A 22329-nucleotide genomic window follows, 5' to 3' on the forward strand; every position below is an offset into this window, starting at 1 on the left:
CCGCTCATTGAGCCGCCGCATGCCCAGATCGACGGTGGTCGCGACAGTGCTCGGGCTCTCGCTCGCGCTGTCCGCCTCGTCGGTGCAGGCGGTGGCGCTCGACGACGGCGCCCGGGGCCGCACCAGCCGCCCCGGCGTCCAGGACGACGGTGATCCCGCGAAGGGATTCGCCGCCAAGAGCAAGCCCCGCCCCTCCGACCCGGCGCGCAAGGCCGCGGTCGAGGGGCTCGACAAGGCGGTGTGGCCCAGGCGGGGCGGCGCCGAGCTGAAGCTGGGGACCGCCGCGGAAGCGGGCGGTCTGCCGGTCGAGGTCCGCCGGGCCGAGGGCACGACGCAGGCCGGAACCGAGGGCAGGGCCGGCGCGAAGGCCGACGACACCGGAGCCAAGGGCACCGAGGCCGACGGCACCGGAAGCAGAAGCACCGCAAGCAAGAGCACCGAGGCGCCGGGCAAGGTCCGGGTCGACGTCCTGGACCCGAAGCGCGCCGCGAAGCTCGGCGCCGGCGTCCTCCTCGGCGTCGAGCGCGCCGACGGCGCGGACGAGGCCGCCAAGGTCCGCCTGACCGTCGACTACTCCCGGTTCGCCGAGGGCTTCGGCGGCTCCTACGCCTCCCGCCTCCGTCTCGTCCAGCTCCCGGACTGCGCGACCGTCGCCGCACCGGGCAGCGAGGACTGCCCGCAGCAGCCCGAGGTGCTGCCGACGGTGAACGACGTGGAGGCCGGCACCGTCTCCGCCGACGTGACCGTCGCCCCGGCCCCCGCCGAGGGCGTCTCCACCATGGCGGCCGACGCGACGTCCCTGGTCGCGGTCGCGGCGGGCCCGTCGAGCGCGCAGGGCACCTACAAGGCGACCGCCCTGTCCCCGTCGGCGAGCTGGAGCATCGCCACCTCCTCCGGCGCGTTCAACTGGAACTACCCGCTGCGCTCGGTCCCGACCCCGGGCGGCCTGACCCCCACCGTGGGCCTCGGCTACTCGTCGCAGTCGGCGGACGGCCGCACCGCGGCCACCAACAACCAGGGCTCCTGGATCGGTGAGGGCTTCTCCTACGACCCGGGCTATATCGAGCGCCGCTACAAGCCGTGCTCCGACGACGGCCACAGCAACTCGGGCGAGCAGTGCTGGGCGTTCGAGAACGCCACCGTCATGCTCAACGGCACGTCCGGCGAGCTGGTCAAGGACGACGACACCGGCAAGTGGCACATGTCGACCGACGACGGCACCAAGGTCGAGCGGCTGACCGGCGCCACCAACGGCGACGAGGGCGGCGCGGACGACAAGGGCGAGCACTGGAAGATCACGACGCCCGAGGGCACCGAGTACTGGTTCGGCCTGAACCGCCTGCCGGGCTGGGCCTCGGGCAACGAGGAGACCGACTCCGTCTGGACGGCGCCGGTCTTCGGCGACGACTCCGGTGAGCCCTGCTACAACGCCACCTTCACCAGTGCCCACTGCAAGCAGGCCTGGCGCTGGAGCCTGGACTACGTCAAGGACACCCACGGCAACGTGATGTCCTACTACTACGACCGCGAGACCAACTACTACGCGCTCAACGGCAAGACGGACGCCAACGGCACCGCGTACCACCGCGGCGGCTACCTCGAGCGCATCGACTACGGCCAGCAGGACAACAAGGTCTACGCGGCGAAGGCACCGGCCCGGATCGTCTTCAACACCGCCGAGCGCTGCCTGCCCACCGACGCCTTCGACTGCGCGGAGAGCAAGCGCACCAAGGCGAACGCCTCCCACTGGCCGGACGTCCCGGTCGACCAGGAGTGCAAGGCCGACGCCAAGTGCACCTCGCCCGTCCAGACCTTCTTCACCACCAAGCGGCTGACGTCGATCGTCACGCAGATGCGCAAGGACGCCACGACCTACTCGGACGTGGACGCCTGGACCCTCACCCACCTGTTCACCGACAACGGCGACGACTCCAAGACCCTGTGGCTGTCGAAGATCGACCACGAGGGCCGGGCCGGCACGGCCGTGAAGCTGCCCTCCGTCGAGCTCTTCGGCGAGCAGCTCGCCAACCGGGTCGACGCGATCGGCGACAACATCGCGCCCTTCCACCGCTACCGGCTCTCCGCCGTCCTCAGCGAGACCGGAGCCCAGCTCGACGTCAACTACGCGCCGGCGAACTGCACGAAGAGCACGCTGCCCAGGCCGGGCGAGTCGACGAAGCGCTGCTACCCGGTGAAGTGGGCCCCGCCGGGCTACCTCGACCCGATCACCGACTGGTTCCACAAGTACGTCGTCTCCGCGGTCGTCGAGACCGACCGCACCGGCGGCAGCGACGCGATGGTCACCCGCTACGACTACCAGGGCGACGCGGCCTGGCGTAAGGCGAAGCCGGACGGCATCACCGACGCCAAGTACCTGACCTGGGGCGGCTGGCAGGGCTACGGCAAGGTCAAGGTCACCAGCGGTACCTCCGACCAGCAGACCACCCGCGTCGACTACACGTTCCTGCAGGGCATGGACGGCGACAAGGACGCCGACGGCAAGACCCGCTCGGTGAAGGTCGAGGACTCCACCGGCGCCGAGTACACCGACGACGAGGAGTTCACCGGTCACCAGCTGGAGGTCGCCGCCTACGACGGCGACAAGCTGGTCGCCAGGACGATCGACACCCCCTGGAAGCACTACACCGCCACGCAGACCCGTGACTGGGGCACCACCCGCGCGGCGATCGTGCGCACCCAGACCGGCCGCGGCTTCAGCCTGAAGTCCGACGGGACCTGGCGCGAGACGAAGTCGACGACGACGTACGACACCTCCAACGGCACCGGCCGCGTGCTGACGGTCGACGACCAGGGCGACGTCTCCACCACCAAGGACGACACCTGCACCCGCACCACCTACGCGGACAACACGGCGAAGAACATCCTCTCGCTGCCCGCGCGCAGCGAGTCGGTGTCGGTCGGATGCTCGGCCACCCCGGACCGCAAGACGCAGGTCCTGGCCGACGAGCGCACCTCCTACGACGGCGGCGCGTTCGGCGCGGCGCCCACGAAGGGTGACGCGACGAAGACCGAGCGGCTGACGTCCCACGACGGGAAGACGGCGACGTACCAGGTCACCGGCGTCACGACCTACGACGCCTTCGGCCGCCCGCTGTCCCAGAAGGACGCCAAGCAGATCGGGACGACGGACGCGACGACCACCGTCTACACCGAGACCAACGGCCTGCTGACGCAGACCAAGGTCACCAACGCCCTCGGTCACGCGACCGTCACCGACTACGCCCCCGCCTGGGGCATGTCGGCGGGCCAGACCGACCCGAACGGCAAGCGCACGGACCTCGCCTACGACGCGCTGGGCCGCCTGACCTCCGTCTGGCTGGCGGACCGGGACAAGGGCAGGGACCAGACGCCGAGCATCAAGTACTCGTACAACGTCCGCAAGGACAAGGTCACCTCGATCAAGACCGAGAAGATCGAGAACGACGGCTCCTACGGCGCCGAGTACGAGCTCTTCGACAGCCTGCTGCGTCCCCGCCAGATCCAGACCGAGGGCGCGGACGGCACCCGCATGGTCGCCGACACGTTCTACGACGGCACCGGGAACGTCAAGAAGACCAACTCGACGTACAACGCCGCCGGCGCCGCCTCGGACGAGCTGCTGCTGGTCCACAACGGCGAGGTCGGCCAGCAGAGCCTGCTGGAGTACGACGGTCTGGGCCGCACCACTGCGGAGATCTTCGCGGTCAGCGGCGTCGAGCAGTGGCGCACCAAGACGACGTACGACGGTGAGCTGACGCACGTCGACCCGCCGAACGGCGGCGTGCCCACCACGACGATCACCGACGGCCAGGGCAACACGTCGGAGATCCGCCACTACCGGGGCTCCTCGCCGGGCGTGGGTGTGCCGTACGACTCGACGAAGTACACCTACACTCCGGCCGGCCGGCTGGAGACGGTCACCGACGCCAAGGGCAACGTGTGGCGGTACGAGTACGACCAGCTGGGCCGCAAGAAGACGTCGATCGACCCGGACGCGGGAACCTCGCGCACGGAGTACGACGAGCTGGACCGGCCGGTCGTCACGTACGACGGCCGGAACAAGAAGACGTCCACGGTGTACGACAAGCTGGGCCGCGTCACCACCACCTGGCAGGGGGACGCCGGCACCGGCACCAAGCTGACGGAGACGAGGTACGACAAGGCCGGCTGGCTGGGCCAGGCGTACGGCTTCCTGAGCTACACCTCCCCGACGGAGTACTTCGCCAGCGCCGTCCAGTCGATGGACGAGTTCTACCGCCCGCTGAAGACCGCCTACCAGGTACCGGCCTCGCAGGGTTCCCTGGCCGGCACCTACGAGTTCACCTCCACCTACAACCGGGACGGGACGCTCCAGACCACCGGCCTGCCCGCCATCGGTGACCTGCCGGCGGAGAACCTGACATACACGTACGACGCCCTCCAGCGACCGATGACGATGAGATCGGCCACTGACTCGTACGTCACCAGCACCACCTACTCCAAGAACAGCCAACTGCAGCAGCTGGAGCTGTTCACGGGCAGTGGCAAGAAGGTCTGGCAGACCTACGACTACGAGAAGGGCACCGACCGGCTCACCCGCTCGGTGGTCGACGTCTACGGCGCGACCGCCCCGGCCAAGGAGTCGAACTACTCCTACGACCAGGCGGGCAACGTCCTGTCCATCGCGGACACGGCGAACTCCGCCTCGCCGGACGTGCAGTGCTTCGCCTACGACAGCCGCCAGCGGCTGACGGACGCGTGGACCCCGACGGCCACCGCGACGACCGCGGCCGGCACCGGAACGCGCGGCTCCACCGCGCCGCTGGACGGCACCGGCCCGGAGGCGTGCGGGTCCGCCCCCGGTTCGAGCGCGCTCGGCGGCCCGGCGCCGTACTGGAAGTCGTACGAGACCGACGCCATCGGCAACCGCGTCTCCGAGACCGTCCACGACACCGGCCTGAACGCGGCGAAGAACATCACCCGCAGCTACGAGTACGGCGGCGCGGGCGCCCTCGGCGACGGCCCGCACCAGGTCACGAAGGTCGTCGAGAAGACCCCGACCGGCGACCGGCAGTCGACGTACGAGTACGACGACGCGGGCAACACCACCAAGCGCACGATCGGCGGCGACGCCCAGTCCCTGGCCTGGACCGACACCGGGAAGCTGAGCGAGGTCACCGAGGCGAACGGCTCGAGGACCAGCTACCTCTACGACGGCTCGGGCAGCCGCCTCGTGCGCAAGGACTCCTCGGGCACGACCGTCTACCTCCCCGGCATGGAGCTGAAGCTGTCGGCGGACGGCACCAAGAAGGAGGCCACCCGCTACTACGACTACGCCGGCCAGACGGTCGCCGTCCGCGGCGGCGGCAAGCTCTCCTTCATCGCCTCCGACCACCACGGCACGGGTGAGGTGGCGATCGACGCCGCGACCGGCGCGATCTCCCAGCGCCGCTTCGACCCCTTCGGCGTGGAGCGCGGCGAGAAGACCGGCAGCTGGCCGGGTGAGAAGGGCTTCGTCGGCGGCACGATCGACGCCTCGACCGGCCTGACACACCTGGGCGCACGGGAGTACGACGCGACGATCGGCAAGTTCATCTCGGTCGACCCGGTCATCGACTACACCCAGCCGCAGCAGATCAACGGCTACGCCTACGCCAACAACTCCCCGGTCACGCACGCGGACCCCAGCGGCATGGCCATCCCGGAGTGCCTGCAGGGGCTGATCGAGTGCCGGGGCGGCCTCCCCGTCTCCAGCACCAAGAGGGACCCGGTCGACAAGGCCCAGTCGGACCACGACAACGCCTCCTGGCAGGTCCAGGTGGCGCAGAGCCAGCAGTCGTCGGCCAAGCAGCGCATCAAGTCGGCGGGCAAGGCCCTCGTCAAGATCGTCCGGGACATCCTGGGCGTGGACGCGGCCCTGGACTGCATCTCCAGCGGCGACGTCGGCGCCTGCGGCGAGACCCTGCTCAACATCGCCGGCAGCTTCGCGGGCGGTCTGGCGGGCAAGGTCCTCGCCAAGTACGGCGCGCCGTGGAACTGGGCGAAGGGCCTCAAGCTCGCCAAGCGGGTGACGGGCCTGGTCGGCGACCTGATCGGCGGCGCCAAGGACCTGTACAAGGCGAACAAGGCACTGGGCAAGGCGAAGGCCGGGCTCGCGAAGGCCGCGGACAAGCTCGCGGACGCGAGGAAGAAGGCGGCGGAGGCACTCAAGAAACGGAAGAAGACAGAAGAAGGCGGGTCCTGCTTGACCGGGGGGAAGCACAGCTTCCTCCCGGGCACGAAGGTGCTGCTCGCCGACGGCAAGACCAAACCGATCGAGAACGTCGAGCTCGGCGACAGCATCACCGTCACGGACCCGGAGACGGGAAGGACCACCGTACGCGAGGTCGTCGGCACGATCGTCACCGAGGACGACAAGCACTTCGTCGACCTGACGGTCAAGGACGGCTCCGGCAAGTCCGAGGCCCTGATCTCCACCACGACCCACCCCTTCTGGTCGGACTCCGAGCAGGCGTGGATCGAGGCCGGTGACCTCGAGCCGGGCATGCGCCTGCACACGCCGAACGGCGAGGCGGTCGAGATCACGGCCGTCCGCACCTTCGACAAGCGTCAGCGCACCCACGACCTGACGGTCACCGGGATCCACGCGTACTACGTGCTGGCGGGCGGCACACCGCTGCTGGTGCACAACTGCGACGAGGGCACGGCCACGGTGCGCTGGGACGAGGACATGGAGCACGCCACTATCAGGGTGGAGGTCGACGGGGAAAAGCCGTTCGAGACGGAGCAGGTCGTCAACGGTTGGGACGGCACGGACAGCCCCAACGGCTACCCCACCACTGGTGCGGTCGCCGAACCTCTGGGACCGAACGTCGTCGAGCGGACGTTCCGGCTTCCCAACGCGCGGGCGGCCCTGCAAGCGCAGCGCGACACGATGGGTGCGGATCTCGGTCCATACGACGGTATCCACAACAGTTGTGTCACCTACTGTGTGGCGATTCTGAGAGAAGGCGGCGTAGACATACCAGCGGGCGCGCGAGGCATGATCGCTCTCAAACGAACGCTGGGATAGGGGCTCCATTGGCTGACGAGAAAGAGCACTGGAATGCGGTGCTCGCCGAGATCCTCCTGAGCAAAAAGGTGGGAGTGACCCATATACGTCTGGTAGGTGACCTGATTTCGGCCCAGGCCCAACTGAGCATGGGCATGCAGGGGCGAGCCGGTCTCTCACTGGCAGAGCGGGCCGATATCGCCGAGGAACTGCTGATGCTGGAGGACGCCTACAGGACGGCCTGGCAAGCGGTGGTGGCGGCCACTGACATCGACCAGCGTGTCGCCGAGCTCCACAGACTCACGACTGCGCTGTCGGACGCCGTCGAAGGGGTCACGGTCGTGGCGCGCCGATACGGCATCCGGTCGGAGCCACGCCGCTTGGACGGCGAGCGCTAGCGACTTCTTCCCTCCCTGGAGACGGGGCCCGGTTTGACCCCTCAAGCCGGGCCCCGTAACCTAGACCGTCGGCGTGTCGACTGGCGCGCCACATCCCCGTAAACCTCTTCCTCCCGGGCGCCCCGGTGTCCGAGGAGAGGCTGCCCGTGACTGTTCCCGGGCGGCTGGACTGCGGGGGTGCCGTTCCGAGCGAGAGAGAGATCCGCGTGTACGCCATCGTGCGCAGCGGTGGTCGCCAGCACAAGGTTGCTGTCGGCGACATCGTTGAGGTTGACAAGATTTCCACCGCCAAGCCCGGCGACACGGTCGAGCTCTCGACCCTGCTCGTCGTCGACGGCGACGCCGTGACGAGCGACCCGTGGGTTCTTGACGGCATCAAGGTCCTGGCCGAGGTCGTGGACCACACCAAGGGCGCGAAGATCGACATCCTGCGCTACAAGAACAAGACCGGCTACCGCCGTCGTCAGGGCCACCGCCAGCAGTACACGGCGATCAAGGTCACTGAGATCCCCACGGCTGCGAAGTAAGGGACTGAGGAGAGATGGCACACAAGAAGGGCGCATCGTCCACCCGGAACGGTCGCGACTCCAACGCTCAGCGGCTCGGCGTGAAGCGCTTCGGCGGTCAGGTCGTCAACGCCGGTGAGATCCTGGTCCGCCAGCGTGGCACCCACTTCCACCCCGGCGCGGGCGTCGGCCGTGGCAAGGACGACACGCTGTTCGCGCTGGCCGCCGGCTCGGTGGAGTTCGGTACCCACCGCGGCCGCAAGGTCGTGAACATCGTTCCGGTCGCCTGACTCACCCAGGCTCCGTAGAACAGAGTTCTTCGCGAGGGCGGACCTCGTCTTCCCGTACGGATCTCGGATCGCGTGCGGGAAGCGGGTCCGCCCTTCGTTTGTTCACCTGAGAGACACGCGCCCGGCCGAGGGCGCACCCCCATCCCCTTACGTTGCTGGAGGCACGACACCATGACCACCTTCGTGGACCGCGTCGAGCTGCACGTCGCCGCGGGTAACGGAGGCCACGGCTGTGCCTCCGTGCACCGGGAGAAGTTCAAGCCGCTCGGCGGGCCCGACGGCGGGAACGGCGGCCGCGGCGGTGACGTGATCCTGGTCGTCGACCAGTCCGTCACCACGCTCCTGGACTACCACCACGCCCCCCACCGCAAGGCCACCAACGGCAAGCCCGGCGAGGGCGGCAACCGCTCCGGCAAGGACGGCCAGGACCTGATCCTGCCGGTCCCGGACGGCACCGTGGTGCTCGACAAGGCGGGCAACGTGCTCGCCGACCTCGTCGGGCACGGCACCTCGTTCGTCGCCGCGCAGGGCGGCCGCGGCGGGCTCGGCAACGCCGCGCTGGCCTCGGCCCGCCGCAAGGCCCCCGGCTTCGCGCTGCTCGGCGAGCCGGGCGACCTGCGGGACGTCGTCCTGGAGCTGAAGACCGTCGCCGACGTGGCGCTCGTGGGCTACCCGAGCGCGGGCAAGTCCTCGCTGATCTCGGTGCTCAGCGCCGCCAAGCCGAAGATCGCCGACTACCCGTTCACGACGCTCGTGCCGAACCTGGGCGTGGTCACGGCGGGCTCCACCGTCTACACGGTCGCCGACGTGCCCGGCCTCATCCCCGGCGCCAGCCAGGGCAGGGGCCTCGGCCTGGAGTTCCTGCGCCACGTCGAGCGCTGCTCGGTCCTCGTGCACGTGCTGGACACCGCGACCCTGGAGTCGGACCGCGACCCGCTCTCCGACCTCGACGTCATCGAGGAGGAGCTGCGGCAGTACGGCGGCCTCGGCGACCGCCCGCGCCTGGTGGTCCTCAACAAGATCGACGTACCGGACGGCAAGGACCTGGCCGAGATGGTCCGGCCCGATCTGGAGGCGCGCGGCTACCGCGTCTTCGAGGTGTCCGCCGTGGCCCACACCGGCCTGAAGGAGCTGTCCTTCGCCCTGGCCGACCTGGTGGCGAAGGCCCGCGCGGCCCGGCCGGAGGAGGAGGCGACCCGCATCGTCATCCGGCCGAAGGCCGTCGACGACTCCGGCTTCTCCGTCGTGCGCGAGGAGGACGGCCTCTACCGCGTCCGCGGCGAGAAGCCGGAGCGCTGGATCCGCCAGACCGACTTCAGCAACGACGAGGCGGTCGGCTACCTCGCCGACCGGCTCAACCGCCTCGGCGTCGAGGAGGAGCTGATGAAGGCGGGCGCCCGCGCGGGCGACGGCGTCGCCATCGGCCCCGAGGAGAACGCGGTCGTCTTCGACTGGGAGCCCTCGGTCACGGCCGGCGCGGAGATGCTCGGCCGGCGCGGCGAGGACCACCGCTTCGAGGCGCCGCGCCCCGCCGTCCAGCGCCGCCGCGACCGCCAGGCGGAGCGCGACGAGGTGGAACAGGCGTACGAGGGTTTCGACCCGTTCGCGTAGGACCGTCGCCGGCGCCCGGCGGAACCGGTGGCTGTCCGGTCCGTCGGCGCGGGCCCGCACCGCCGCTGCCGCCGCTTCGGCCATGGCGGCGGGCCGGTCCAGGAGGACGAAGGTTCCGCTCCCGGGCGCCAGCCGGGGCAGGGGCCTCGGCCTGCGGTCTCTGCGCCACGTCGAGCGGTGCAGCGTGCCCGCGCACGTCCTGGACACGGCGACTCCGCGGTCCGGCCGCGACCCGATCCTCGGCCTGGACGTGATCGAGACCGAGTCGAAGGAGTACGGGGCGGGCCGGGGAAACCGGCCGCGCCTCGTCATCCGCCCGAAGGCCATGGACGACGCGGTCGTCCTGGGCCGGGGCCTCCTGGACCGGGGCCCAGCATGACGGCGGACGCCGAGACGTTCGGTCGCCGTGGGGAGAAGCGCCGTCCGAAGGCACCGCGCCCGCCCGGCGGCACCGGCGCGACCGGCGGACGGCATGGGACGAGCTGCGGCAGCGGCTCGACGGCTTCGGGCCGTTCTGCTCCCCGAAGCCGATCCACAATCGTGACACGACAGTGGGCTCCTCATCGAACAGTCCGAATAAATTGTGGGCAGCCCGTGTGCATGTGGCCACGGATGTGCAGCGGAGGCTGCGAGCAGGAGAGAGAGCCGTGAAGTGAAGATTGCATTCCTGGTCCGGGACCTGTGCCACATGGGCGGCGTGGTCAGTGCGACCCAGAACCTGGCGGGTGCGCTCGCCGAGCGTCACGAGGTCGAGATCGTGGCCCTGCGGAAGGTGCGGGACGAGTCGTACTTCCCGCTGGATCCCAGGGTCCGGGTCCGTGTCCTCAGCGACATGCGCCCTCACTCGCCGGCCTCGGACCTCGACAATCCGCTGTCGGACAAGTTCCCGCTGATCTATCCGCTCAACGAGGGAGCCAAGACCCCTGTGGTGAGCCGGCTGGCGGAGCTGCGGCTGCTGGAGTACCTCGACACCACCGACGCCGACGTGGTGGTGAGCTCAAGCCCGCGCAACACGATCATGCTGGCCCAGGCCACGGGCGACTACCTCAAGGTCACCCAGGAACACTCGATGCCCGCCATCTACGCGGCGGACATCAAGAAGCGGCTGTTTCCCGCGTACTCGGCGCTGGACGCGCTCACCGCGCTGACCCCCGAGGAAGTGGACGCCATCGGCCGCCAGGTGCCGGCCGTGCGCAACCGGCTCGCGGTCATGCCGAACTGCGTCCCGGCCGCGCCCGTGCTCTCCAAGGGAACCAACAAGGTCGTCATATCGGCCGGCCACCTCACGGTGAACAAGAACCACGCAGCCCTCGTCGAGGCGTTCGCGAAAGTGCTGGCCCAGGAGCCCGAGTGGCGGCTGCGGATCTACGGCAGCGGCACCGAGAAGAACGCGCTGCGCGCGCGCATCGAGCAGCTCGGGCTGAACGACAAGATCTTGCTGATGGGCCCGGCCGCGCCCGTCACACCGGAGTTCGGCAAGGCGTCCCTGTTCGTCCTGCCCTCCAAGCGGGAGGCGTTCGGCAATGTCATCGTGGAGGCCATGGCGGCGGGACTGCCCGTGGTCAGCACGGACGCCGACCACGGCCCGAGGAACATCCTCACGCACGGCGAGGACGGCCTGATCGTCCCCGGCGGCGACACCGACGCCATGGCCGCGGCGATCCTGGAGCTGATCCAGGACGACGACCGGCGCCACGCGATGGCGCAGGCGGCCCGGCGCAACGCGGTGCGGTTCCAGGAGACGGCCTCCCGCGAGCGGTTCGAGGCGATCATCGCCGAGGCATTCGCCCGCAAGGAGCTGCCGCGGGACGCGACGGCCCGGGTCGACGAGCAGGGCTCGGTGCACGTGGCCGTGGGCCCGCTGCCCGCCTCCGCCACCGGTGCCGAGATCGTGGTCCGCCGCGTGGGCAAGGGCGCCGATGAGCACCGCTTCCCGCTCACGGCGGACGGCGAGGCGGTCATCGGCTGGGACGCCGGGCTGCCTGAAGGCACCTGGGAGCTGTCGCTGGCCACCGCCGAGGGCCGTGAAGTGGCGCTGCGCACCGACGGATACGGCTGCGACACCCGTGATCTGCTCTCCGTGACGCTGCCGAGGCCCCGGGGGGCGGCCCTCGCCGTCCTGCTGCCGTACCTGAACGAGGACGGCGCGCTGCACGTCCGCAGTGCGCTGCGCGATGTGCACGTCGAGGTCGGGCAGGTGCTCACGGACGAGCGCCGGATCACGGTCCATGCCGAGCTGTGGGGTGCCGCGCTGGGGCAGGGTGCCGTCCTCGAAGCCGTTCTGCGCAAGGACAAGAGCCGGTCCCTGAGCTTCACCGTGCGGGCGGACGGCGGCAGCGCGCTCATCGGAGAGGTCGACTGCGGGCGCCTCGTCGAGGCGCATGTCGCGGGCGACGAGGCCGAGGTGATCTGGGACTTCTGGCTGCGGCCCACCGCGGGCGCACCGCGCGTGGCGCTCGGCAAGCTGGCGACGGACGTGCTGAAGCCGATCGACGTGTTCACCTTCCCGCGCCCGGTGGTGCGCACGCCCGCACCGGACGCGCCGAGTATGGCCTTCGTGGCCCGCGCCGCCCGCCGCGCCGCCCGCCAGGTACACGGGAAGAACGCGGCCTCCCCGCGCCCGCGCTGGCGCAGGACCGAACTGCGGCCGTACTTCACGGCGTTGAGCCAGTTCGCGGTGAAGACCGTCACCAAGTAGCAGCGCGCGCACCCCGTACGGCAGGAGGGCCCGGCCCGAGGATCCCTCCTCGGGCCGGGCCCTCCTGCCGTACCCGGCTCACTCCTCCCGGGCCTGCTCGATCATCCGGTCCACGACACGGGCCGACGCATGGCCGTCGTCGAGGTCGCAGAACAGGTGGTGGAACCGCTCGAAGCGGTCCTGGTACTCGGCGGACACGCGGTCGATGTCGCGCAGCGCATCCACCAGCTCCTTCGACGTGGCGACGAGCGGGCCGGGCGAGTCCTTCTCGAAGTCGAAGTAGAACCCGCGCAGCGTGTCCCGGTAGTGCTCCAGGTCGTACGTGAAGAAGAGCATCGGGCGACGCAGGTGCGCGTAGTCGAACATCACGGACGAGTAGTCGGTGACCAGGATGTCCGCGGCCAGGTACAGCTCGGCGATGTCCGGGTACTCCGAGACGTCCCAGACGAACCCGTTGCCGGCACCGGGTACCCGGTCCACCACGTTCGAGTGGCGGCGGATCAGCAGGACGTGGTCGTCACCGAGCCGGCGCCGCGCGTCCTCCAGGTCGATCCGCAGATCGAACAGGAACTGGCCCGCGCTGTGCGCCTGGTCGTCGCGCCAGGTGGGTGCGTACAGAACGACCTTCTTGCCCTTTGGCAGGCCGAGCCTCTCCTTGACCTGCGCGGCGATCGCGTCCCGGTTGTCGGAGTACAGGTAGTCGTTGCGCGGGTAACCGGCCTCCAGGATCTCTCCGTCATAGGAGAAGGCCCGCTTGAGGATCGGCGTGCTGAACCGGTTCGAGGAGACGACCAGGCTCCACTGTTTCGCCTCCAGCGCCAGCTTCTCCTGGTAGCGCCGGTCGAAGTGCAGGGTGTCGATGTCGTGGCCGATCTTCTTCAGCATCGTGCCGTGCCAGGTCTGCACGATGGCCTGGCCCTTGCGGCGCTGGATCCAGTCGGGCAGGTGGCCGTTGGTGACGATGTAGCGGCTGGAGGCCAGGGCCTCGTACCACTCACGTCCCCACATGCGCACGGGCTCAGCGCCTTCGGGCAGGATGACCTGGCTGTCGCGCACCGCCCACAGGTGCTTCAGGTCCGAGCCGCGGCGCAGCAGTTCCTCGTGCATGGCGCGGGGGCTGTCGGAGTACTGCTTGCCGTTGTAGCTCAGGTAGAAGACCTGGTCCTTCAGCGGCTGCTTCAGGAGCGGCTCGTACAGCTCGCGGCGCAGCTGCTTCTGGCGGAACGGACCGCGCTCCAGGTCGCTCAGTTCGGAACGGCAGTTGAGCTGCGGGAAGTCGCCCCAGCGGTTCTCGAGCCAGTAGGTGCGGCCGTTCAGCTCCACCTTGAGCGGGAACTGGCGCGCGGCGAGCCGGTCGATGATGAACGGGGTGTCGGGCGCACCCTCCTCGGCCGGGCGCAGGAAGAGATTCCAGCGGCCCGCACGTATCGGCCGGTCGCCGTTGCCGCCCAGGCGTGACGGGTCGAACGAGACGACGAACCTGCCGTCCGGCGTCCACTCGATGTCCGCGGGGCGCTCCTCGAACCGGTTGCGCGGCTTGAGGAGGAAGCCGGAGCCGGCGAGCCGGGGGTCGGCGTGACCCTCGAGGACGATCCGGCCGTCGCGGCACGCGATCCGCTCGATCACGGCACGGCGGGTGCGGCCGGAGAACTTCAGGTAGCCGGTGTGCCCGCCGACGAGGGCGAGTTCGCACAGGTGCGCCTGCTCGCCCAGCGACGCGGGCAGATCGAAGCGCACGTCGGCCAGTGACTCGTCGAGCACGGTGCTGAACCGGCGCTCCTCGCCCTGTCCCTTGGTCGCGATCAGCACGGTCGACCAGTTGCGCCGCTCCGGCTGGGCCTTCTCGTCGACGCCCGCGTGGAACACCAGCGCCACGTCGGCCACCGGCACGGCCACCGAGAACGTCGTACGGGAGCCCTGCTCCGTCAGCTGCACCGGGTACTCGTGAACCTCGGCGCCCTTCTGGTTGGTCACACGCAGCGAGACCGTCTCGCCGGCGGCCAGCGGGACCCGGATCTCGCCGGTGACGACGATGTCCTCGCCGACGAGCTCGCGGCCGGTGATCAGTGCGCGGACCTTCTCGATCCGCAGCTTGAGCGCACCTCGCTCGATGCTGGGCAGCAACCGGTGGTCGGCGCTCAGCCACTGGTAGGGGGGGAAGTTGCAGTCCGAGCCGCCGCTGGACTGGATGCCGCCGCGGCGCACCAGACCGGACGCGTAGACGCCGATCCCGACGTGCCAGGTGCCCTCCTGCCACTCGCTCCCCTTGCGCAGCTTCGCGGGGTCGAGGGTGGCCTCCCAGCCGGCCCAGTCGTACGTGTAGCGGTCCTGACCGGAGTCCGTCGTGATCTCGGGACGCTGCACGTTGTGCGCGCGCAGCAGCAGACGCCGGCGGGACTTGTCCTTGCGCAGCTGCAGCACCTTCACGGAGGACTGCTTGCTGGGCAGGTCGATCTTGTCGATCCAGGCGCTGCCGGACAGCAGCAGCTTGCCCTGCTGCCAGCTGATCGACTGCAGGGGGGCCCGCAGCTCCAGGTCACGGTCGATGCGCAGGGCCTGCTTGGGCAGTTCCAGGTCGACGTCGGAGAGCGAGGGGAACGAGGCGTACTTGCGCAGGGCCCCGCTGACCTCGACGGCCTCCCGGCGGCGCTGGCCGGCCAGGAGTGCGATCAGCTCGTCGAGCTTGTGCTTGCGGACCAGCAGCCACTGGATGCGCAGCGCGGCGGGCAACGCCATGACGATCTGCGGGTCGATGCTGTCGAGGAAGCGGTTGGCGGAGCGCAGGAACTCGGCACGGTACTCGTCGTCGCCGTCCGGCACCACGTTCAGAAACAGGCGCAGGTCGTCCAGGAGGACGCGGGTGTCGTACTCCCGCTTGAGCCGGGCGAAGGTCTCGCCCTCCTGACGGGACAGGAAGGCGCTGATCTCCATGACGGAGGTGACGCGGTCGCGGACACCTGCCGGGTTGGTGCGGTTCTGCGTGATCGAGGGGGCGGACTCGCCCTCGCGCAGCCGCCAGTAGTAGCAGGGCTCGGAGATCACGTCGACGGAGTCGGCGAGGTAGTGCGCGCGCATGGTGACGGGCGTGTCCTCGTACAGCCGGCCCTCGGGGAAGGCGAAGCCGTGCTTCTCCCAGAAGGTCCGCCGGAACACCTTGTTGCAGGCGATCCGGTCGGCCACGAGCTTGCCGTACCGGGAGATGTGGGTCGCCGGACGAGCCTCGCCCGCGAGCATCCGCATCAGCGGGACCTGCCAGGACTTCTCGCCCTTGAGGTGGAACACGTTGCCCGTGGCGAAGTCGGAGCCGGTCTCGTCGAGGCTGCCGACCATCAGCCGGTACGCGTCCGGCGGGATCAGGTCGTCGCTGTCGATGAAGGTCAGGAACTGCGACTGCGGGTCCATGTGCTGGATGCCCGTGTTGCGGGCCGCGCCGAGACCGCCGTTCTCTTTGCGGATCAGCTTGAAGCGGGAGTCGCGGGCCGCGTACTCGGCGGCTATCTCGGCCGAGTCGTCGGGCGACCCGTCATCGACCATGAGGACCTCGAAATCCGGCATGGTCTGCGCAACGAGGGAGTCCAGACAGGCGGGCAGGTATCGGGCGACGTCGTACATCGGTACGACGACGCTGAGCCGAGGGGCCATGAGGTCTCGGTTCCTTTCGTCTCGGGGCTCGTCAGACCCGTTCAGCCAGTTCACGAAGTTGGGCAGGGGTGGGTACGGGGGTGCGCTCCGCCAGGGGGACGAAGGGGATCGGGGTGGTGTCGCCCAGGAACACCCGGCGCACGACGCGCCGGGCCGCTTGGCCGTCGTCGAATTCGCAGAAGCGCTCGCGGAAGACGGAGCGCCGGGCGTCGGTGAGCTCGGTGTCCCAGGCACCGGACGCCAGCAGGTCGATGAGTTCGTCCTGCGTCGTGGCGACGGCGCCGGGGGGCTCCTTCAGCAGGTCGAAGTAGGTGCCGCGGACCGCGGAGTAGACGTCCCAGTCGTCGGCGAAGGTGATGACGGGCCGGTCCAGGACCGCGTAGTCGAACATCGCCGACGAGTAGTCCGTGATCAGCGCGTCCGCCGCCAGGTACAGCTCCTCGACGCGCGGGTGCGCCGAGACGTCGATGATCCGTCCGCTCTTCCGCAGCTCGGCGAGGTGCGCGGAGGGGTTGGCGGAGTAGAAGTAGTGGCCGCGCACCAGCAGGGTGACGTCCGGGCCCAGCTTGTCGGCGACCCGCGCCAGGTCCAGGCGGGGGGTGAACTCCGTCTGGTACTCGCGGTGGGTCGGCATGTACAGGAACACCGTGCTGTCGTCGCGCAGCCCGAGCTCCCGGCGGGCCCGCCGGACGTCGGCCGCCGTGGCGTTCACCAGTACGTCATTGCGCGGGTAACCGGTCTCCAGCGAGGTGTACGAGCAGGGGTAGACCCGCTCCCAGACCGCCGTGGAGAAACGGTTGGAGCTGAGGCTGTAGTCCCAGCGGTCGCACCGCGCGAGCAGCGCCTCGAAGTCCATGCCCTTGGCCGATGCGGGAAATCTCCGCTGGTCCAGGCCCATGGTCTTGAGCGGGGTGCCGTGATGGGTCTGCAGGTGGATCTGGCCCTCGCGCTTGACCATCGCGTCACTGAAGTTCACGTTGTTGACGGCGTACTTGGCGCGGGCCAGTGCGCTCCAGTACTCCCGCGAGCCGACCCGGACCACCTCGACCCCGGCGGGTATTCGGTCCACGTCGTCGGCCTTCACGGCCCAGACCCGGCGGATGTCCGGGGCCAGCCGGGCGAGTTCGGCGTCGATCGCGGCGGGGTTGCAGGCGTAGGAGCGGCTCCAGTAGGCGGAGAACACGGCCAGCTTGTCGTCCAGCGGGAGCCGCAGCTGGGAGCTGTAGAACATGCTCATCGCCGTGCGCTTGGCGCGGAGGACACTGCGCCCGGCCGTCCGCCGCAGGGAGGACCGGACCTTGTTGACCCCCTTGACGCCGGCCAGGGCCGGGTAGGAGCCGAGGGCGAGCAGTCCGTACTTGTGCCCGCGAACGCCGCCGGGCCGGACGAAGCCGGCGGGCTCCAGCCGGCGGTAGTCGGCCGACGCCCGCTGGAAGAATTCCGCACGCGCGTCCTGCGGCAGCCGTCCGGGACGGTCCAGGACGGTGAGGTAGTGATCGGTCATCTTGCGGAAGAGGGCCGGCCGCCAGGATTCCAGTTCCGGGTGCTCGTCGAGGTAGTCGAAGACTCGTTTGTACTGGTCGAATACATCGAAGTGCTTGCGGCTGACCGTGCGCAGGATGTTGCCGCCGGAACGGCGCTGGCGGTACAGGACGCAGACCCGGTCCAGCACGGCGATCCGCTCGGCCGTGATCAGGGAGCAGTAGGTCCAGGGAGCGTCCTCGTAGTAGCCGGGCGGGAACGTGAAGCCGTGGTGCTGCACGAAGTCGCGGCGGTAGGCCTTGTTCCAGACGATCTGCAGCAGGTCCAGCAGTTGGGGACGGTCCGCCAGCCGGAAGGACTCGGGCCCGGTCTGGTGGAGCAGGTCCTTGCGCTGGTTGGGCCGGACCCTGCCGTCCCAGTAGGTCCGCGCGTAGTCGTAGATCAGGACGTCCGGGTCCCCGGTGGCGTCCAGCCGCTCGGCGACGGCGGACAGCGAGCCGGGCGCCAGGGTGTCGTCGCTGTCGAGGAAGAGCAGGTAGTCGCCGGTGGCCTCGGCGATGCCGGCGTTGCGGGCGCGGCCGAGGCCGACGTTCTCCGGCAGGTGCAGGACGCGGACCCGGTGGTCGCGGGCGGCGAACTCGTCCATGATGGCCCCGGAGGCGTCAGGCGAGCAGTCATCGACACCGATGACCTCGAAATCCGTGTAGTCCTGCTGGAGCACCGACTCCAGGCAGTCCCGGATGTAGCCCTGCACGTTGTACGCGGGCACGACGAGAGTCAGTCGAGGCATCCTTCACCTGTTCATAGGACCAATACAGTGGGACGCCCGGGCCTCGGGTACCGGCGACGAGTCCGGCGTGTCACCACGGTATGAGAAACGCATGAGTAGTTAGCATGACAAGTATTGGCCCTCAAAAGTTGCCCTCGAAGTCGAGCAGTGTTAAACATCTCACGATCACTGCATAGATGCGCCGGTCAAACATGGTCATAACCGGTCATGGGGTTGTGGGGAAAACCTCGACGTAAGCTGTGCGCGTCGAAGGCGGACGCACGCAGGGAGAGACAGCACATGGCGACGTGGATGGTCACGGGGGGCGCCGGTTACATCGGTGCGCACGTCGTACGGGAGATGCGGGCCGCCGGTGAGTCGGTCGTGGTCCTGGACGACCTGTCCACCGGGGACGCCACCCGGGTTCCCGCGGACGTCCCGCTGGTCACGGGGAGCGTGCTCGATCGCGCGGTACTGGACGCCGCCATCCGTGATCACGAAGTGACCGGGATCGTGCACGTCGCGGCGAAGAAGCAGGTCGGAGAGTCGGTCGAGCAGCCGCTGCACTACTACCGGGAGAACGTCGACGGCCTGCGGACGGTGCTGGAGGCCGCCGTCGACGCCGGTGTGGGCCGTTTCCTCTTCTCCTCCTCGGCCGCCGTCTACGGCATGACCGACACCGAGCTGGTCACCGAGGAGACCCCCTGCGCCCCGATGAGCCCCTACGGCGAGACCAAGCTCGCCGGAGAGTGGCTGGTCGGCGCGGTCGGCCGGGCGCACGGCATGGCGACCGCCTCACTGCGCTACTTCAACGTGGCCGGAGCCGCCGCACCGGAGCTGGGCGACGCGGGTGTGTTCAACGTCATCCCCATGGTCTTCGAGAAGCTCACGGCGGACGAGCAGCCGCTGATCTTCGGCGCCGACTACCCCACGCCCGACGGCACCTGCATCCGCGACTACGTGCACGTCGAGGACATCGCCTCCGCGCACGTCGCGGCGGTCCGCCGGCTCTCGGACGACCCCTCCGCCTCGCTCGTGCTCAACATCGGCCGTGGCGAGGGCGTCTCGGTCGCCGAACTCATCGAGATCATCCGCTCGGTCACGGGCCGCACCCACCTGGCGCCGCGTACCGTGGGCCGCCGGCCCGGCGACCCGGCCCGCGTCGTCGCCTCCGCAGAACTGATCGCCAAGGAACTCGGGTGGACCGCGCGGTACGACGTGCGGTCCATGGTCGCCTCGGCCTGGGCCGGCTGGTGCCTGCGCCACCCGGAGGCCGAGGCCGGCTGAGAACCGGGCATCCATGACAGCGAGAGGGGGCGCCGGCGACCGGCGGATCCGCAGCCGCACCCTCTCGCCGTCAGGTGTCAGGCGCTCACCACCGGGCCCGGACCGTCCGGCGTCCCCATGGGGGCGGCGGGCTCCTGCCCGGTCCCCGCGGCGGCGTTCTGGGGCCGGGAAGTGTCGTCGCGCTGGCCCGGGATCTTATGGGCGAGGCGGGCGCCCATGCGGATGCGCCGTTCGTCGGCCTTCGCGCACAGCGCCGTGACGGCCCGGTTGAAGCGGACCAGGGACGGCGGATCGGACGGACCCAGCAAGTGCTCCTTGAGCTGCGCGCGGGCACTGGCGAGCAGGTCCTTCTCCGGATGGCGGACCGAGTCCAGCAGGTCCGGGACACCGTCGGCGGACGGGGTGAGGACGACACCCGCCGACACGGTCGGAAAGCCCGCTCGGAAGGCATCCTCGCTCAAGCCGGAGGTGTTGGCGACCGCGTACGGCTTCTCGCTGGACAGCCAGTCGGAGACCACCGACGAGACATCGCTGATCAGCAGGTCCGCCTGGTTGAAGCAGGCGAAGATCGCGGGCCGCGCGCTCGTGATGATCTGGTGTTCCCACTCGGGGAAGGACGCCCAGTACGCCTTCTCCCAGGCGGCCGTGGCCTGCGCGATGGCCGCCTCGTGGTCGCCCCGGGGAGCACCCTGGAGCAGCATCCGCTCCATCTCGTCCGCGGCGGCACGGAACGACGTCGACGTGAGCCCGTCCAGCTCGGCGGTGCGGCGGGCCAGCTCGGCGGCTGCCTGCGGGTCCGGACGCTCACCCGAGCGGCGGCTGTTGGCCTCTCGGATCATCGCCTTGATCCGCTCGTTGGCGGCGCCCGCGCGCGGGTCGACGGACCCGGTCATGGGATGCGGCTTGTACAGCAGGCGCACGCCGTCGTCGGCGAGCAGCCGCCGGACGATGTTCTCGCCCGCGAGCACCACCGAGGTGTTGCCCGGGTTGCCGTCCCAGCCCTCCCAGGTGGGGGCGTACAGCACGGTCGTGTACCTGCCGGTGGGCGCGCCCGAGTAGGGGCGGATCGGTGCCAGCTGCGGGCGGCCGACCTCGACGATGTCCTTGTCCTCGACGCCGACCTCGGCCAGCGCGTAGCGCTCGCGCGCGGCCGGCCCCGCGACCCACACCTCGTCGTACGCCTTCGCGTACGGGTTGCAGGACGACAGCTTGTCGCTCTCACCGTGGTTGATGAAGGCGTGTTTGATCGTAGGGATGCGCAGGACCTGCGAGGTCTTCGCGGCGTTGGCAGGGTGCAGCATCATCTTCAGCGTCGAGTCCTCCAGCGAGAACATCGTCGCGACCTTCGGGAAGCAGATGATCGGCACGTCGGTCGCGTCGATCTTCTGCATCATGAAGCGCTCGCGCAGCACGATCAGTGGCCTGCCGTCCAGCCTGGACAGTGTGGAGAGCCACATGTTGGCCTGGTACGCCGACGTCGTACCGCCGGAGAAGTACATGGCGACAGTCGGCCGGTAGTCGGCCAGCCACCGATCCAGCCACTGGACGACCTGCTGGTCGTTCTTCGCTCGCTTCCCCGGGAGCAGCCAGGTCGCCAGGTACGCCGTACCGCTCAGCATCAGGACCAGGGCCACGCAGATCCCGAGGACGCCCCAGAGCACGTTCCTGTCGGCCGCGGTGGCCAGCAGGCCGGCTGTGGCGGGCATGGAGAAGGCCAGCAGACGGTGGCTCGGGCGGCGGGCCAGCAGCCGCGGCGGAGCGGTCGTCAGGTTCAGTGCGGAGGCGTCGATGTTCCGCGTGACGATCGGCAGGGTCCGGGCGCGGCGCACCAGCACGGCCACGGCCTGGCAGGTGAAGTGCGACGCGTACAGGATGCACAGGCCGACCAGCAGAGGGGCCTGCTCGCTCAACGAGCCGACGCCGTCGATCCGCAGCAGCCCCACGAAGAGCAGCATGTCCCGCAGCAGCTGTCGCGCCGTCACGTCGAAGCGGGCCTTGGCCAGCAGCGCAAGCAGTCCCGGCTGGCGTTGCTGGAGGAGGATGTCGAGAACGAGGCCCACCGCGGACCCGACAAGGAAGAGGGGCACATGGGGCAGCAGGGCACCCAGGAGCTGAGCGGCGTATGCCACGGATATCACGCACAGTGACATTAGCTGCACTGCGCGGCGGGACACGGGTCCGGCGTAGGGCACGAGCTGAGCTCCTGACGGCGGGATTGACACGGGGAGACCGCGCGGGGCGGCCGACCACGGCTCCAGGTACATCGCTGCGCCGCGGACGACGACAGACCGTAGATGGTTGCCCGCCCCTGTGACAATTCCGAAGTGATCTTCGTCACCGGGGTTGTGGTCAGTCACCGACAGTAGAGGAAAACGCTGTGAAGGTGCTGTGGTGTCGGTGATCGCGTCGCGTCGCTCCGGTGTCTTTCCGCCATGTTCGCGACCCCTCCACGGGCCTTCCATCGCCCTTTCACCGCCTGTTCGACCTCGGCTGTCCGGGGTCCGGACGTCCCGGGCGCGACGTGACCCGCTGCCGTAGATTGACGGAACGCAAGGGTGAGCGCCGGCCTGTCCGGCCTGCCGGGCCGAGACGAGTGAGGACGCGCAAGAGGTGCCG

At 69.7% G+C, this 22329-nt stretch carries 10 protein-coding genes and 1 pseudogene; 8 read left to right on the forward strand and 3 right to left on the reverse strand.

The genetic code is table 11. From position 1 onward, the window contains the following. The first annotated feature begins 19 nt into the window (after positions 1-19). The 7 genes and pseudogenes from IE271_RS00360 to IE271_RS00390 all read left to right on the forward strand — a co-directional run bounded on the left by IE271_RS00360 (position 20) and on the right by IE271_RS00390 (position 12533). Positions 20-7051, forward strand: a complete 7032-nt coding sequence (locus IE271_RS00360; protein ID WP_190188048.1) for a polymorphic toxin-type HINT domain-containing protein — start codon at positions 20-22, stop codon at positions 7049-7051. 8 nt (positions 7052-7059) lie between these two features. Continuing rightward, a complete protein-coding gene (locus IE271_RS00365; RefSeq protein WP_190188049.1) occupies positions 7060-7428 on the forward strand; it encodes a hypothetical protein in 369 nt (122 codons plus the stop codon). A gap of 206 nt (positions 7429-7634) precedes the next feature. Then, a complete protein-coding gene (rplU, locus tag IE271_RS00370) occupies positions 7635-7955 on the forward strand; it encodes a 50S ribosomal protein L21 (protein WP_190188050.1) in 321 nt (106 codons plus the stop codon). Positions 7956-7969: 14 nt separating this feature from the next. Next, positions 7970-8224 carry a 50S ribosomal protein L27 gene (gene rpmA / locus IE271_RS00375; protein WP_190188051.1) on the forward strand — a complete coding sequence of 85 codons (255 nt, stop codon included), beginning with the start codon at positions 7970-7972 and terminating at the stop codon, positions 8222-8224. Between the two features lie 171 nt (positions 8225-8395). After that, the gene (gene obgE / locus IE271_RS00380) at positions 8396-9835 is read left to right on the forward strand and encodes a GTPase ObgE (RefSeq protein WP_190188052.1); all 1440 of its coding nucleotides are present in this window, start codon (positions 8396-8398) and stop codon (positions 9833-9835) included. Between the two features lie 118 nt (positions 9836-9953). Next, positions 9954-10157, forward strand: a pseudogene (obgE, locus tag IE271_RS43805) (GTPase ObgE); the annotation flags it as partial. 330 nt (positions 10158-10487) lie between these two features. Next, complete coding sequence (locus IE271_RS00390) at positions 10488-12533, forward strand: glycosyltransferase family 4 protein (protein ID WP_229919062.1); 2046 nt, start codon at positions 10488-10490, stop codon at positions 12531-12533. A gap of 78 nt (positions 12534-12611) precedes the next feature. Here IE271_RS00390 and IE271_RS00395 read toward each other — a convergent pair whose 3' ends face one another. Together IE271_RS00395 and IE271_RS00400 are read right to left on the reverse strand one after the other, a co-directional pair. Further along, entirely contained in the window at positions 12612-16175 is a 3564-nt protein-coding gene (locus tag IE271_RS00395; RefSeq protein WP_190188053.1) for a bifunctional glycosyltransferase/CDP-glycerol:glycerophosphate glycerophosphotransferase, read from the reverse strand. Positions 16176-16206: 31 nt separating this feature from the next. Beyond that, positions 16207-18447 (reverse strand): bifunctional glycosyltransferase/CDP-glycerol:glycerophosphate glycerophosphotransferase, encoded by a 2241-nt coding sequence (locus IE271_RS00400; RefSeq protein ID WP_190188054.1) that lies wholly within the window; start codon positions 18445-18447, stop codon positions 16207-16209. A gap of 279 nt (positions 18448-18726) precedes the next feature. Between IE271_RS00400 and galE the strand changes: the two genes are divergently transcribed. After that, positions 18727-19713, forward strand: coding sequence for a UDP-glucose 4-epimerase GalE (galE, locus tag IE271_RS00405; RefSeq protein ID WP_190188055.1), 987 nt, complete (start codon positions 18727-18729; stop codon positions 19711-19713). A gap of 77 nt (positions 19714-19790) precedes the next feature. Here the strand turns inward: galE and IE271_RS00410 are convergent, their stop codons facing one another. Then, the gene (locus IE271_RS00410; RefSeq protein WP_190188056.1) at positions 19791-21905 is read right to left on the reverse strand and encodes a CDP-glycerol glycerophosphotransferase family protein; all 2115 of its coding nucleotides are present in this window, start codon (positions 21903-21905) and stop codon (positions 19791-19793) included. Between the last annotated feature and the right edge of the window lie 424 nt (positions 21906-22329).

Source organism: Streptomyces minutiscleroticus, from assembly GCF_014650875.1.
In the GTDB taxonomy this organism is placed as follows: Bacteria; Actinomycetota; Actinomycetes; order Streptomycetales; family Streptomycetaceae; genus Streptomyces; species Streptomyces minutiscleroticus.